Consider the following 12,929-nt stretch of genomic DNA (forward strand, 5'->3'; position numbering starts at 1 on the left):
CTTTCACACGGGTCACGCTGCTGCGCAACTATCGCAGCGGAGCTCAAGAACCCTGGACTGAGTGCGGTCTCCTACCGTCAAAGAGACAGGCTCTAGGCGGGCTAGGCGGGCTAGGCGGGCGCGGTGGCCGCGGACGCGGCTGCGGTGGCCTGGGCGGACGCAGCGGAAGAGACGGAAACGGTCGTGTCGACCGGGGCGGAGACCGCGGACACGGACTCGACAGCCTGCGCGGGCACCGCCGGCAGTGTCGTCACGGGCACCTCGGTCCGCTGGTGGACCAGCGACACCGGACGCACCGGACGCGGCCCCGAGACCACCGTGTAGTCCTGCCCGAGGAACGGCGGGACCACCTCGCCCGTCTCCTCGCCCAGCGCCAACTGCACAGCCGCCCAAGGGGCGTTCACCCCGCACTGGGAGAGCTGGTGCAGCCCGCCCGCCGGACGGGTGTTCACGTCCATCAGGACCGGCTCGTCGCCGTACATACGGAACTGGATGTTCGACAGATAGTGCAGCCCGAACGCCTCCGCGAGCAGCCGCGCGGGCTCGATCCACGCGTCGTCGAGGGTGAATCCGCGACGCCGCCCGTTCTTGGTGCGGCCGATCGCCATCCGGACCCGGCCGTCCGGCCCGGTCAGGCAGTCCACCGACACCTCAGGCTGACCGAGGTGCGGCATCACCAGCCAGTCGACGGGCTCGTCGGCCGCGCGCAGCGCCTCCACGACCAGCTCCAGAGGCACGTACGCGCTCGGGAAACCGTTGAGATGCATGAGCGAGAAGGGAGTGCGGGTGATCACCCGGAAGCCCACGCCGCCGGCTCCGGCCGCGGGCTTGAAGCAGGCCCGCTGACCCGCGGCCTCCAGTGCCTCGACCGCCTCGACCAGCTCGTCCTCCGTACGCACCCGCCACCACGGAGGGACCGGAACACCCACGGCCTCGACGGCCTGGTACGCGGTTGCCTTGTCGTGGAAGACCGCGACGGCCTCCGCGGGCGGCGCCAGCAGCGCCGTACCGAGCGCCGCGAACTCGGCGCGCTGCGCCACGATCGCCGCCTGGTACAGGACCGGCACGAACACGTCGACGGAACGGCGTGCGCACATGTCGAGGGCGTACTCGACATAGGCGCGCGGCGACAGGCCCTCCGGCTCCATCTCGGCGGTGTCGGCGGCGGCCAGTACGGGAGAGTCGGCGTCGCCGTGGGTGGCATGGATCTCGACCGCACGATGCTGCGGATTGCTTCGCAGCTGATCCATGAAGAACACGTTCTCCGCGTACGTGCGGTTGAGCCAGACGCGTACGCGAGAGCCCATGCAAGCCACCTTTCACGGTTCGCGGGCACGGCGGAGCAGGCCGGGCCCGGCCAGGGGTAGGGGAGGTACACCGATCCGCCGCACGACAGAGCAGATTCGAGGCGGTGGTGTTGGGGCGATCATAAGGGGCGCGGGACCCCGGTGCTGCTACAGGGATGTTACGGATTCACCGATGTGCCGACCGGGCCTCCTTGTCCGGCGGCGGGGGCGTGTGTTCTTGTGTTGCCAATCGCTTTCTACGGGGGTGGCGCGTGCGGCCGACAGACGGCGGCGACGGGAACCTGCTGGCCATCAGCGATCTGCACATCGCCTACGCCGAGAACCGCGCCCTGGTCGAGAACATGCGCCCCGAGTCGGACGACGACTGGCTCCTGGTGGCCGGCGACATCGGCGAGATCGTCGACGACATCCGGTGGACCCTGGAGACGCTCAGCGGCCGCTTCCGCAAGGTCGTCTGGGTACCCGGCAACCACGAACTGTGGACCCACCCCAAGGACCCCGTCCAGCTTCGGGGTGTGGCCCGCTACGACCATCTGGTCGCCCTGTGCCGGGAGTTGGGCGTCACGACCCCCGAGGACCCCTACCCCGTCTGGAACGGGCCGGGAGGGCCCGCCGTCGTCGCGCCGCTCTTCCTGCTCTACGACTACTCGTTCCTGCCGCAGGGCTGTGCCACCAAGGACCAGGGGCTGGCGTACGCCCGCACGACCGGCATCGTCTGCACGGACGAGCACCTGCTCCACCCCGACCCCTACCCGAGCCGCGAGGCATGGTGCCGGGCCCGGGTCGCCGAGACCGAGCGCAGACTCGCCGAAGTCCCCGACGACCTGCCGATCATCCCGGTCAACCACTACCCGCTGGACCGTCACCCGATGGACGTCCTGTGGCACCCCGAGTTCGCCATGTGGTGCGGCACCCTGGCGACCGCCGACTGGCACCGCAGGTTCCGCGTCGAGACCATGGTCTACGGTCATCTGCACATCCCCCGGACCACCTGGCACGAGGGTGTCCGCTTCGAAGAGGTGTCGGTGGGCTATCCGCGAGAATGGCGTAAGCGACCGGGCCCGCCGGGCGCTCTGCGCCGCATTCTGCCGATGGAGGTCAAAGCCGGTGATCGAGGAGCTGCTCCCGGAGTCGGTCGTGGCCGTGGAGAGCCACGGTGACGACGTGGCCGAGGGCGCGACCCTGTACCCCGAGGAACAGGCGCTCGTGGCGCGCGCCGTGGAGAAGCGGCGCCGGGAGTTCACCATCGTGCGTACCTGCGCGCGACGTGCCATGGAGAAACTGGGTGTGACCCCGGGCCCCGTACTGCCGGGCGAGCGCGGAGCCCCGCGGTGGCCGGCCGGCGTCATCGGCAGCATGACCCACTGCGACGGCTACGCCGCCGCCGCGCTCGCCCGCTCCACCGATCTGGCCTCCCTCGGCATCGACGCCGAACCCCACATGGCGCTCCCTGACGACGTCCTGGAGGCCGTCGCCCTGCCCGGCGAGAGGAACCGCCTGGACCGCCTCGGCGCCCGGGCACCCGCCGTCCACTGGGACCGGCTGCTGTTCAGCGCGAAGGAGTCGGTCTACAAGGCGTGGTTCCCGCTGACCGGCGCGTGGCTGGACTTCTCCGAGGCGGACATCGACATCTCCCTCGGCCCCACGCCCCCCGGCCCCGTCCTCTCGGGAAGCTTCCGCGCCCAACTCCTGGTACCGGGGCCGGTGGTGGACGGCGTACGCGTTCCGGCCTTCGACGGACTCTGGACCGTCCAGCACGGATTGGTCGCGACGGCGGTCACGGTGCCGCACACGGTGGCCGGTCGGGCGGAGGGGACTGCCGACTGAACTGACCCCGGAGCCAACGCCGTTGAGCTTGAGCCTGGCCGCGTCGCCACTCCCACCTCACCGCGCCGCGCCCCCGGACCGAGGATGCCGACATCCGTCGGATCGCGGCCCGGTCCCGAGTCGCCGCATCGCGGGGAGTCGACTACCTGCACGTCGAGGCGTCCGCTGCCGGCGCCCCGACCCTCGAACGCTTGTCGGTGACGTCGCTCAGTACGGCACCCGCGAGGCTACCGTCAGAGGCAACGCCACTTGGTGACGTACATCGTGTTTTTGTACTCCATGACGCCGCGGATGCAGTCCCCTGCGTCGGGAGTGATTCGTCGATGCAGTCGCACAGGGCTTCGCGTTCGTCGGTTTCGAAGGTGCCGCCGTTGTCGGAGTCGTTCACCGCGTTGAGGGCCAGGACGACGCGTTCGACCACAGCAAGGATCTGTTCGTCGCTCGCCTCGCTGAGTCCAGGAAGCTCGCCCTCAAAAGCGACTACGCAAGCGTCGGATCCTGCCGGTCGATTCCCGCCAGAAAACCACGAACCCAAGCCGAGGCCAGGGACTTCCGCACCACTCAACTTTGGAGATCCAGGATGCGCTGCACCAGGTCGCGGACCTCGTGCGGGGGGCAGGCGACGCGCGGTAGGTCGGGTCGTGGGGCTGCGTCCAGGGGGCCGAGGACGAGGTTCTGGCGCTCCGCGTGGTGCTCGCCGAGCACGATCGTCGCGGTGAGGCCACGGTGGCCGCTTCGGTGGAACACACCTGAGGAGAGCCGGTAGATGCCGCCGACGGGGATCTCCTGCGGGGCCTGGGGCGTGCAGGAGACGAGGCGCTCCGTTGCGCGGATCGCGTCGACGCGACCCACGCTCCTCGCCTCGTACAGCCGGTGCTCGGGACGCTCGGCGCAGTCGCTTACGGTGACGACCTGATTGAAGACGGTTCCGCACAGGACGTAGCTCCACAGGTCCCAGCTGTGTGCGTGGACGACGGGCGAGACCATCTCTTCGTCCTGTGGCCATACATGCAGGCAAAGGCCGCTGTGCCCATGCCGGTACAGCGGCAGGCAGGTGAACTCCAACGGATGCCGCACGGCGGGGGCGGTAGTCCGCCCGGGAACGACCGTGCGCAGGGCGCACCATGCCCACTCCCCGACGGTGGCCGCATCGCCGTCGCGGAGAGCCGGGATGATGACGTCTTCAGGCGTAGGGGTTTTCGGCATTGACAGCTTGTGTGATGACGTGTTCCACATCGTCGTCGGTGAAGCTTTCCGGAAGTTCCAACTCTAGCCGGGAGAACAGCTCCCGCACCTCGTCGACGGTCGGGCGCTCGCTGAGAGGGCACGCGTTCCGGAGCAGCAACTCGCGTGCCTGGTTGAAGTGTTCCTGCAGTTCGTTGCGCCAGTAGTCGTAATAGAAGCGCCCCTCGTTGATCATCAGCGCCGGGAAGCTCGGGCCGCGCTGGGTGATGAGGAGGCGGTTCTGAGTCATGTCCCAGCGGAAGAGGGTCATGGTCGGCGAGAGCGCGACCGCGATTTCCAGCGACGGATAGCGTTGCTTCCACCAACACGAGGCGACGATGGTGGCGAACAGCTCCACCTGCGTCCCCTTGGCGTCCCAGGTCTGCTCGTCCTCGTTGGGGTTATCGACGCCGTACCGGAAGAAGTTGGCGTAGCGCTCGCAGAGCGCGACGTTCCCGGGGTCGAGGATCTCCATGCGGACGCGCAGCGGGCGGTGGTTCCTGCGGGCGCGCTTTACGCACTCGGGGAGGACGACGGCCCGTACGAACGTCGCCGTGCCGCCCCGGAAGATCCACTCCTTCGCCTCGATCCGCGCCTCCGTCAAGGACTCGTCGATGTCGTTCCCGCGCAGCACCGTGATGGTGGACCCTTCGTCGAGGGCCGCCCGGCGCTCGGCGAGTGTCCCCTCGATGACGGCGATCCGCTCGATGTGCGCCGGCAGCTGCTCCAGGGACTGGTGGGCGGCGAGCAGGGTCGCCCGCGAGTTGGGCTCGGTCTCGGCGTTCCAGCGGTCACGCAACACGGAGAGCGACAGGGCTGCGAGGGTGACGAGGATGGCGCTGTTGACGACCGAGGTGGGCACGGCACCGGACAGGCCGAGCGCGCCGACGATCGCCGCCGTTACGAGCGCCAGCACCGCCTCGGTGTTGACCCCGAGCCAGCGCACAACAGCCCGCAGCCGCATAGACAGTTCCCCCCTACGCTCATGCCGTACCGGGTGGCCACCGAGCCGAGGCAAGCATCGCGCAGCGGATCAACGCTGCGCAACCACGCGGGTGTTGGCGGTCGACGAATGCGTGCCAACGGCTTTGTCGTACCGGGCGATTTCAGCGGGGACGTGACGCGCTGGTGCGCGACGAAATCGGACACCGGAGGCGGCTTGGCGAGCGGCTCACCTACTGCGGCTTATGCGTGAGGCTCCGCTGGCGTAGCTGTCGGTATATGTCGAAGCAAGCGATCAAGAACACGGTTCCGGCGGCGAGCGCCCACAGGATGGTGCTTCCCCGGAGGTACAGCCGCAGGCCCTGAACCAGCAGGTAGATCGATGTGATCAAGCCTATGTAAGGCATTGCCTTGTTCAGCGAGCCTCCGTGCATCGACGGACCCTTCACGATCGACCCCTCCGAAATCCGAAAACCGGCAGCTTACCGCGCCGTCGGTGGAGTCCCAGTGGTCGAGTCCAGGTTCTGCCGACGTCGTTGCTGTCAGGTGCCGGTGCCGGTGCCGGTGCCGGTGCCCGTGCCGGTGGCCTTGGTCTGCATGCGCAGCCTGACCGGGGCCGGTGACCGAGTCGGTCCCGGTCGCCGTGCCATGCCCCACTCCTCATCCCGCCCCTGGCCGGCAGGCCCCACGCCTGGATGGGTGCCGGGTCCAGGGGCGGGGTCTCATGCCCTACCCGGTCCCCGGCCCCGGGCTCACGTCCAGTCCGGTTCGGGGCACCAGGAGTGCAGGAGTTCGAAGAACGCCTCCTCGTTGCCCGCGAGGCCGGCCGCGGTCAGGGCGCGCTCCGCCTCGGCGAGGACGGCGGGCGGCACCATGGGTGGTCGGTCGCCGTCCGGTGGGCCGTCGAAAGCCGCTCGTACCGTCTGGAGAAGGCGGAGGTAGGCCTGCACGGCGGCGCGTTCGTGTTCGGTCAGTACGGCGGTCGGCATCGGACGGCTCTCCCGGGTCGGCTTGTCGTGACACTGGTCCTGACCCCAGCTTGCCGTCCACCACTGACAATCCGGTTTCGGTCCGTGGAGGTTCGCCCGCTTAGCGGAGGCGAAACCTCACGGAAATCCCTTGTGGGACAGGGGCCCTACGCTGGAGACGAGAGCTGGGGCCGCCTACCGGACGGCCCTCGAAGCCGTCTGCTCGGCGGCTCGGGAGCCGCCTCCGCGGCGGCCTGGGAACGGGAGGTCTGCCCGTGGTCGACGTACAGGCTCGGCAGCCGCGGCGCACCCCGCGGCTGCGTTCGGTCGGTGACGGGGAACTGCGCCTGCACCACCGCGTCGTGCACGGTTACCGGCGTGCCTACCGGATGGCCGGTGAGGGTCCGGCGCTCGTCCTGATCCATGGCATAGGCGACTCCTCCGCGACCTGGGCGGAGTTGATCCCCGACCTCGCCCGCACCCACACCGTCATCGCGCCCGACCTGCTCGGCCACGGCGCCTCCGACAAACCGCGCGCCGACTACTCGGTGGCCGCCTACGCCAACGGTGTCCGTGATCTGCTGTCCACGCTCGACATCGAGTCCGCCACCCTGGTGGGGCATTCGCTGGGCGGGGGAGTGGCGATGCAGTTCGCGTACCAGTTCCCCGAGCGCACCGAGCGGCTGATCCTGGTCAGCGCGGGCGGTGTCGGAGGCGAGGTCAACCCCGTGCTGCGCGCCGTGTCGCTCCCCGGCGCCCATCTGATGCTCTCCGCGCTGCGACTGCCCGGGATGCGCCTCCAAGTGGGCCTCTTCCTCAGTCTGATGCGCCTGCTCGACACCGATCTGGCGCAGGACGCACCGGAGTTGGTGAACCTCGTGGACGCGCTGCCCGACGCGACCTCCCGCAGCGCGTTCATCCGGACGCTGCGGGCCGTGGTCGACTGGCGCGGCCAGGCGGTCACCATGCTCGACCGCTGCTACCTCACCGAGGGCATGCCCACCATGCTCCTCTGGGGGGACCGGGACAGCGTGGTGCCGGTGCGGCACGCCCACGGGGCGCACGAGGCCATGCCGGGCAGCCGCCTGGAGATCTTCGAGGGGGCCGGTCACTTTCCCTTCCACAGCGATCCGGCGCGCTTCCTCGCCCTGGTCGAGGAGTTCACGACCACCACCAGCGCGGCCGACTGGAGCCGCGAGCGCTGGCGGGGGCTGCTGCGCACCGGACGCCCGGGTACGGCGGCCGGGCAGCCGGACACCGTCCAGAACCGCGCGGTGGAAAGGGACCTGCGCGAGGCGAGCGAACGCAGCGCGACCTGAGGCCCTCTCGGGAGCCGCCGCACGATGCCGCCCGGCGGCGTCATATCGCCGCCGCCGTGCCGCCGTGCCGCCGTGCTGCCGCGCTGCCGGGCCACGGGGCTGCCGTGCCGCCGCGTCACGGCGCCGCCGAGCCACCAGGCCCGTCGGACCGATCAGCGGGCCGCGACCGGCTAGCCCGTTCGTTCGTGGGAGTTGCTCTCCGACCTGGTCGTCGCCTGACCTCGGGCGGCGGCGACCACGGGTGAGCGGCGGAGCGCGATGGACATGCGCACGAGGTCGCGCGGGCCGTCGGTGGGCGCGGACGTGGAACCCGCCGCGGGCGGCGCGGTGGCCGCCTCCGCCGAGCTGATGACCCGGCCCTCCGGGTCGGCGGCCCTGGCCCGTACCGCCATCGTCACCATGGCGGCGTCCGCCTCGGCGTGCGCCTCGGTGGGGGAGGAGCCCGCCGCGACCGCGGCGCCGTAGGCGCGGGAACGCAGGTGGGAATCGAAGTAGGGGTAGAGGCTCAGCATGCCGTCGTGGATGTCGGACTCCCGCTGGGTGACCTGGAGTTCGGCGGGCGACCACCAGGAGATCCGCACCGCGCGGTCCTCCGGTACGGAGACCGGCTTCAGTTCGCGCCACAACGGCCCGAGCCTGCGATAGGTCGACCAGGTGTTCCAGCTGTCCCCGATGCGCTGGCAGGCCAGCGGAAGGCAGAAGCCGACGGCGGTGATCTGGGCCCCGGCCGAGGCCAGCATGGGTGCCACATCGGTGCTCAGGCCGTCGAGGTTCCCGCCGTTCCAGCGGGCCACCACGGCGGTGAACTTGGCCGCCGAGTAAGGGATGTTGCACAGGGTGCCGAACGCGATGATCGCCAGGCCCGCGCGCAGCCGGCCGCGCACCTGAACCGCCCAGCGCCAGCACACGATGTTCATCGCGACACCCGCGACGGTGAGCGACGCGAGGTAGAGCACGATCATCTCGCGGATGAAAGGGGTGTTGGCGTAGTAGGTGTCGAGGTCCCGCAGCCGTTCGACGGAGGCGTCCCCGAGGGCGAACAGCACGATCAGCGCCACGCCCACCACGGTGTAACCGAGGATCCAGCGGCGTGAGAGCCGTCGGGTCACTTCGGGCGGCCCGCCGCGCCAGTTGATGATCAGCACCAGACACGAAGCGCTGTAGGCGCTCAACAGACAGTAGACCAGGGGGGCCGAGATGTTGGGTATCCCGGTTACGTCGTTGACCGCGGCGATGGTCGGCGGGGCGGCGAAGAGGAACACCAGGCCGGCGAGGGCGAGCAGCACGCCCACGGAGCGCAGCAGCGGGTCGCGCCAGCCGCGCAGCAGCGCGGGCCCCTTGAAGGTGATCGCGGCGCCCATGGCGACGGCCGGGATGTAGTAGCTGGATCCGTCCATGGCTCCGGGGACCTTCAGCCCTGCGGTCCGCGACAGCCGAGGGACGCTTCGATGCGGCCGGCCAGACCGTGCCGATGCACCGGGCCGCGCAGTGACGAACCGGCCAGCCAGGTACGGCATTTGCTGGCGAGCAGCAGACCGAAGCTCTCGGCCTCCTTCTCGTCGTCGAGGTCGAAGCGGGTCCGCGCGGCCACGTTCAGGACGGTGGCCTGAAGGTCCGCGCTGTCGCTGAGTAAGCGCGCCGCGACGGCCGCGCCCTCGACGTGATGGCTGCTGTGCCCGGCCTTCATGTGCCACAGCTCGTGGCCGAGGATGACCAACTGATGGTCCGGCGCGGTGCGTTCCTCGATGACGACGAGGTCCTGTTCGGCCATGTCGAGCCACAGACCGCTGGCGGTGCCGGGCGGGAAGGCGGCCGTACGGAACTGGACGGGACGGCCGCGGCGTCTGCTCATCGCGCAGCACAGCGCGGTGTAGAGGTCGGCGGGTGCCGCCGGCGCCGGGAGCGAGAGCTCCGAGACCAACTCGCCGCACAGACGGCGCATTTCCCTTCCGATGCCCACTGATCTCCCCCGGCTCACGACTCTGGCCGTTTGACGCTCTCCAGGAGCATGTCCAGCCATTCCGCGACCTTGTCCCGGTGCTGGTCGGTGGGCAACTGCGCGGCGCGCCAGGCGATTCCGCGAACCCCGTGGTCGAGGAGCAGACGCTCCAGCGGATCGTCGGCGACGGTGAGGGCGGCGCGTTCGCGGTCGGCGAGCCGTTGCAGGAGTTCCTGTTCCGAGCGCTGGAGGGCGCCCACGAGGGCTTCGGAGTCCTCGGCCGTGAGGAATCCGGCGTGCACCCGGAAGAAGCGCTGGATGGCGTCGCAGTGCTCCATGGTGGGGCGCCGGTCGCCGTTGATGAGGGCGCCCGCCTGCTGGCGCGACATTCCGGCGCCGTCCGCGATCTCCTGCTGCGTGTAGCGGCGACCGTTGGGCTTGAGCCGGGTGCGGCGCAGCAGGTCCAGGCGTTGCAGGAACCGTGCCTGCAGATCGGGCTCCCCGGCGGGCCGGCCGTTGAGCAGGGCCTTCACCACGGGTTCGGGGACGCCGGACTCGGCCGACAGTCGCCGGACGTCGAAGACTTCGGCGTGCAGTACGCCGAGCCGGTCGGCGAGTGCGGTGACCCGGGCCACGACGGCCTGCAGCAGAACCGTCGCCGTGGCGCCCGGAACCTCGAAGCCATCCGTCACCGACAGATCTCCTACGTCTCTCTCAGGTGGCTCTCACGAAGGTCGGGAACCATGTGGACACGAAGGTCAGAAACCATCCCGGCGTCAAGACCGGGGACCATCCGGAGCGTAGCCCCTCGCTCGAACTCACATCCAGGTCTCGCCACAACTGTGGCGAGATTCAGCCGTCAACAGGCGCCAAATGCCACGATAGTTGACACGCCTGGGCCCGTGGCATCAGGATCGGGGCGCCGCGTGAAGGCCGCAGAGGCAAGAGGGGTGACCTCCCGATGGCGTACCAGGCAGGAAGGCAGCGGTCCCAGCCGCGACCTGTCCCCGAGAGTCTCGAAGCGCAGGCGTACCTCCAGGACTACGCCACGCTGCTCGAGGCTGTCCCCTTCCCCTCCGTCGTCTTCGATCACCGCTGGGACGTCGTTCTGTCCAACGCCGCGTTCGAGACACTTTTCGAGGGCGTCGGTGCCCATCCGACCGCCATGCCGGGCGACAACTTCCTGCGGTTCATCCTGTTTCATCCGGACGCGGGGTCGATCCTCGGCGAGCACGAGTCGAGCTGGTGTCTTCCGATGCTCGCGTGCTTCGCCGCGGCGGTGGAGCGGCACGGCCAGGACCGCGGACTCCAGTCGATCCGGCGGGACATCGCCCAGGACCCGATCATGGACGCGGCCTATCGACACGGCCTGCCGCACTGGATCCAGGCGGTCGGCCCGCGCGCGGTCGAGCACGACGGCGCCGTCCGCCCGCTGGTGCATCCCGACCCGCGCTGGGGCAGGACGGACTGCCGGATCGTCGACGACACCCCCAAGACGCTTCAGGACATGGGCTACAAGCGGATGACCCTGGTGCTGCGCGAGCCGGACCGGCCCGTCACGGGCGGACCGCGCAAGGCCCGCAAGACGCGCAACGGCGCGGCGGAGCTGCGGGCGGTGTGAGACCCGGCCCTCTCGTCGGCCGCGCCGGTCTGACGGGCGTGCGAGGGGCTTGTCTCCGGCAGGATGGCGGGCGGTCTCGAGTCGCCGCGCAGTTCTTCGAGCCAGGTTCCATGTCGATCGCGGGCCCCCGTCACGGCGGGTCCGTTCAGTCGGTCGGCATCACGAGGACGAGGGGCACGCCGGCGCACGGGACGAGCCGCATGTCCTCGTAGCGCGTGCTCCGGGCCGCCGCCAGTACGGCCGCAAAGTCCGGTCCCTTGGTGAGGGATCCGGCCAGATGGGCCGGGTCGGCGGACGCGGCCACCCGTCCCCGCGCGTTCACCAGGTAGGCGGCTCCGGGCAGCCGTTGGAGGAGCGGGACGACCGCGCCCTCGAAGTGCCGCAGATAGACGTCGGCCGCGGCGACCCCCACGAAACGGCCGTCCACGTGAACGGGCGCGGACAGGGTCAGGCTGTACTCGTCGGAGCAGAGGTAGTCGACATAGGGCCCCGCGACCGCACGCTGCCCCGTGTCGCGGGGGAGTGCGAACCAGTCCCAGTGCGTGTAGTCGGAGTACGCGGAGTGCGCCGGATCGAGGTCGAGCAGCAGCGGTCGTACGCCCCCGTCGGAGCCCTGCTGCCACCACTCCAGCCACGCCGGTACGTCACCGAGCAGGCCCGGTGCCGCGACGAAACCGGCGCCCGACACCAACTCCTGCCGGGTGAGCCGCAGATGCAGCCCCGGGCGCAGTGCCGCCAGATCCACCGTCGCCGGGCGGCGGCCCTGCGCGGCGACGCGCGTGAGCAGCGCGGTCGTATCGGCCCGGGTCTCGGCGACCGCGGTGAAGACGGTCTCCAGTGTGGAGCGGACCTGCGTGGCGACAGCGGCCTCGGGGGCGGCGTCAAGCGTCGCCGTCGCGCCGACCGGGCCGGGGCTCCTGCTCATGGGTGCCCTCCAGCGGACGGTGACCGGACACGGCGCGCGGCATCGCGAGGCGGAGGTTGATGAGCCGCGCCGTCGAGTCCTGTACGCACCGCTCGGCCAGCGCTCTGGCCGAATCGTGGGCCCCATCTTGCACGGCTGAGATTACGGCGCGGTGACGGTCTGCGACTTCTTCACGATATTCGTCGTCCCCGAGCACGAGGCACATCAGCGCCCCCACCTCCGTCTGGAGCACGACCTGTTCACGGGTCAGCCGGGCGGACTGCGCCGCCGCGGCGAGCTCGACGTGGAACCGGCCGTAGACGCGGCTCCGGGCGGCGGCGTCCTCGGCGGAGGTGAGGTCGTCCAGGGTGCGCCGGAGTGCCTTGAGGTCGTCCGGTTCCGTCCGCTGGGCCGCGAGCCGGGCGGCCGCTCCGGACACGGCTGCCCAGTGGTCGCCCAGATCGCGCAGTTCCTCGGTGCTCCAGCCGGCCAGCCGGGCCTTCAGCCGTTCCTCGCCGGGCACTTCGGGCAGTGACACGAAGCTGCCGCCCCCGCGCCCCCGCCGCGTGGTGACCAGACCCTGCTGCCGCAGGGCCATCAGGGCCTCGCGCAGGGTGACCGTGGACACGCCGAGCTGCCCGGCCAGCTCCATCTCGCCGGGCAGCTGCTCGCCGTCGGCGAGCAGCCCGAGCTCGATCGCGTCGCTGAGGCGGTGCACGACCGTCTCGACGCGCGCGCGGTTGTCCACGGGAGTGAAGACGGCTCTGCGGACGCCGTCGACCCTGTGTTGCTTCACGGTCACCACCTTGTGCGTTGACTCAACCTTTACTCTAAGGGGGTCTTGAGATTTGAACTATGACTTCATATCTTTCCGGTCA

At 70.2% G+C, this 12,929-nt stretch carries 13 protein-coding genes; 4 read left to right on the top strand and 9 right to left on the bottom strand.

Annotated elements, in window-relative coordinates; genetic code table 11:
• Positions 1 to 110 precede the first annotated feature (110 nt).
• A complete protein-coding gene (locus ABZX90_RS11145; protein ID WP_351119134.1) occupies positions 111 to 1,307 on the bottom strand; it encodes an ATP-grasp domain-containing protein in 1,197 nt (398 codons plus the stop codon).
• Between the two features lie 251 nt (positions 1,308 to 1,558).
• Here ABZX90_RS11145 and ABZX90_RS11150 point away from each other — a divergent pair, with 251 nt between their 5' ends.
• Together ABZX90_RS11150 and ABZX90_RS11155 are read left to right on the top strand one after the other, a co-directional pair.
• A complete protein-coding gene (locus ABZX90_RS11150) occupies positions 1,559 to 2,467 on the top strand; it encodes a metallophosphoesterase (protein WP_351119135.1) in 909 nt (302 codons plus the stop codon).
• Positions 2,415 to 3,134 carry a 4'-phosphopantetheinyl transferase superfamily protein gene (locus tag ABZX90_RS11155; RefSeq protein ID WP_355203635.1) on the top strand — a complete coding sequence of 240 codons (720 nt, stop codon included), beginning with the start codon at positions 2,415 to 2,417 and terminating at the stop codon, positions 3,132 to 3,134. The genes ABZX90_RS11150 and ABZX90_RS11155 overlap by 53 nt, the downstream gene beginning before the upstream one ends.
• 561 nt (positions 3,135 to 3,695) lie before the next feature.
• Here ABZX90_RS11155 and ABZX90_RS11160 read toward each other — a convergent pair.
• The 3 genes from ABZX90_RS11160 to ABZX90_RS11170 all read right to left on the bottom strand — a co-directional run bounded on the left by ABZX90_RS11160 (position 3,696) and on the right by ABZX90_RS11170 (position 6,289).
• Positions 3,696 to 4,340 (bottom strand): hypothetical protein, encoded by a 645-nt coding sequence (locus ABZX90_RS11160; RefSeq protein WP_351119137.1) that lies wholly within the window; start codon positions 4,338 to 4,340, stop codon positions 3,696 to 3,698.
• The gene (locus ABZX90_RS11165; RefSeq protein WP_351119138.1) at positions 4,318 to 5,322 is read right to left on the bottom strand and encodes a hypothetical protein; all 1,005 of its coding nucleotides are present in this window, start codon (positions 5,320 to 5,322) and stop codon (positions 4,318 to 4,320) included. Before ABZX90_RS11165 ends, ABZX90_RS11160 begins: the two co-directional genes overlap by 23 nt.
• A 730-nt stretch (positions 5,323 to 6,052) precedes the next feature.
• Positions 6,053 to 6,289, bottom strand: coding sequence for a hypothetical protein (locus ABZX90_RS11170; RefSeq protein WP_351119139.1), 237 nt, complete (start codon positions 6,287 to 6,289; stop codon positions 6,053 to 6,055).
• 254 nt (positions 6,290 to 6,543) lie between these two features.
• Between ABZX90_RS11170 and ABZX90_RS11175 the strand changes: the two genes are divergently transcribed.
• Positions 6,544 to 7,587, top strand: coding sequence for an alpha/beta hydrolase (locus tag ABZX90_RS11175; RefSeq protein WP_351119141.1), 1,044 nt, complete (start codon positions 6,544 to 6,546; stop codon positions 7,585 to 7,587).
• Between the two features lie 170 nt (positions 7,588 to 7,757).
• Here the strand turns inward: ABZX90_RS11175 and ABZX90_RS11180 are convergent, their stop codons facing one another.
• From ABZX90_RS11180 to ABZX90_RS11190, 3 genes are read right to left on the bottom strand one after another with little or no spacing between them, the layout of a single operon-like run.
• Positions 7,758 to 8,984: an MAB_1171c family putative transporter gene (locus ABZX90_RS11180; RefSeq protein WP_355203640.1), complete on the bottom strand. Its 1,227-nt coding sequence runs from the start codon at positions 8,982 to 8,984 to the stop codon at positions 7,758 to 7,760.
• A gap of 14 nt (positions 8,985 to 8,998) precedes the next feature.
• The gene (locus ABZX90_RS11185; protein WP_351119383.1) at positions 8,999 to 9,529 is read right to left on the bottom strand and encodes a toxin-antitoxin system, toxin component; all 531 of its coding nucleotides are present in this window, start codon (positions 9,527 to 9,529) and stop codon (positions 8,999 to 9,001) included.
• A 32-nt stretch (positions 9,530 to 9,561) separates the two neighbouring features.
• Entirely contained in the window at positions 9,562 to 10,218 is a 657-nt protein-coding gene (locus tag ABZX90_RS11190; RefSeq protein WP_351119145.1) for a helix-turn-helix transcriptional regulator, read from the bottom strand.
• Between the two features lie 269 nt (positions 10,219 to 10,487).
• Between ABZX90_RS11190 and ABZX90_RS11195 the strand changes: the two genes are divergently transcribed.
• Complete coding sequence (locus ABZX90_RS11195; protein ID WP_351119147.1) at positions 10,488 to 11,147, top strand: hypothetical protein; 660 nt, start codon at positions 10,488 to 10,490, stop codon at positions 11,145 to 11,147.
• Positions 11,148 to 11,292: 145 nt separating this feature from the next.
• On the opposite strand, the gene ABZX90_RS11200 is transcribed toward ABZX90_RS11195, so the two are convergent.
• Positions 11,293 to 12,072 (bottom strand): cache domain-containing protein, encoded by a 780-nt coding sequence (locus tag ABZX90_RS11200; RefSeq protein WP_351119149.1) that lies wholly within the window; start codon positions 12,070 to 12,072, stop codon positions 11,293 to 11,295.
• Positions 12,029 to 12,847, bottom strand: coding sequence for a GntR family transcriptional regulator (locus ABZX90_RS11205; protein ID WP_351119151.1), 819 nt, complete (start codon positions 12,845 to 12,847; stop codon positions 12,029 to 12,031). Before ABZX90_RS11205 ends, ABZX90_RS11200 begins: the two co-directional genes overlap by 44 nt.
• Positions 12,848 to 12,929: the final 82 nt, after the last annotated feature.

Origin of the sequence: Streptomyces sp. NPDC002935 (assembly GCF_040611295.1) — a bacterium.
In the GTDB taxonomy this organism is placed as follows: domain Bacteria; phylum Actinomycetota; class Actinomycetes; order Streptomycetales; family Streptomycetaceae; genus Streptomyces.

What these genes read in the sequence shown, in the direction of transcription:
- ABZX90_RS11145 (WP_351119134.1), bottom strand. Translation starts at nt 1,307, where the DNA reads ATGGGCTCTCGCGTACGCGTCTGGCTCAACCGCACGTACGCGGAGAAC.
- ABZX90_RS11160 (WP_351119137.1), bottom strand. Translation starts at nt 4,340, where the DNA reads ATGCCGAAAACCCCTACGCCTGAAGACGTCATCATCCCGGCTCTCCGC.
- ABZX90_RS11165 (WP_351119138.1), bottom strand. Translation starts at nt 5,322, where the DNA reads ATGCGGCTGCGGGCTGTTGTGCGCTGGCTCGGGGTCAACACCGAGGCG.
- ABZX90_RS11170 (WP_351119139.1), bottom strand. Translation starts at nt 6,289, where the DNA reads ATGCCGACCGCCGTACTGACCGAACACGAACGCGCCGCCGTGCAGGCC.
- ABZX90_RS11180 (WP_355203640.1), bottom strand. Translation starts at nt 8,984, where the DNA reads ATGGACGGATCCAGCTACTACATCCCGGCCGTCGCCATGGGCGCCGCG.
- ABZX90_RS11185 (WP_351119383.1), bottom strand. Translation starts at nt 9,529, where the DNA reads ATGCGCCGTCTGTGCGGCGAGTTGGTCTCGGAGCTCTCGCTCCCGGCG.
- ABZX90_RS11195 (WP_351119147.1), top strand. Translation starts at nt 10,488, where the DNA reads ATGGCGTACCAGGCAGGAAGGCAGCGGTCCCAGCCGCGACCTGTCCCC.
- ABZX90_RS11200 (WP_351119149.1), bottom strand. Translation starts at nt 12,072, where the DNA reads ATGAGCAGGAGCCCCGGCCCGGTCGGCGCGACGGCGACGCTTGACGCC.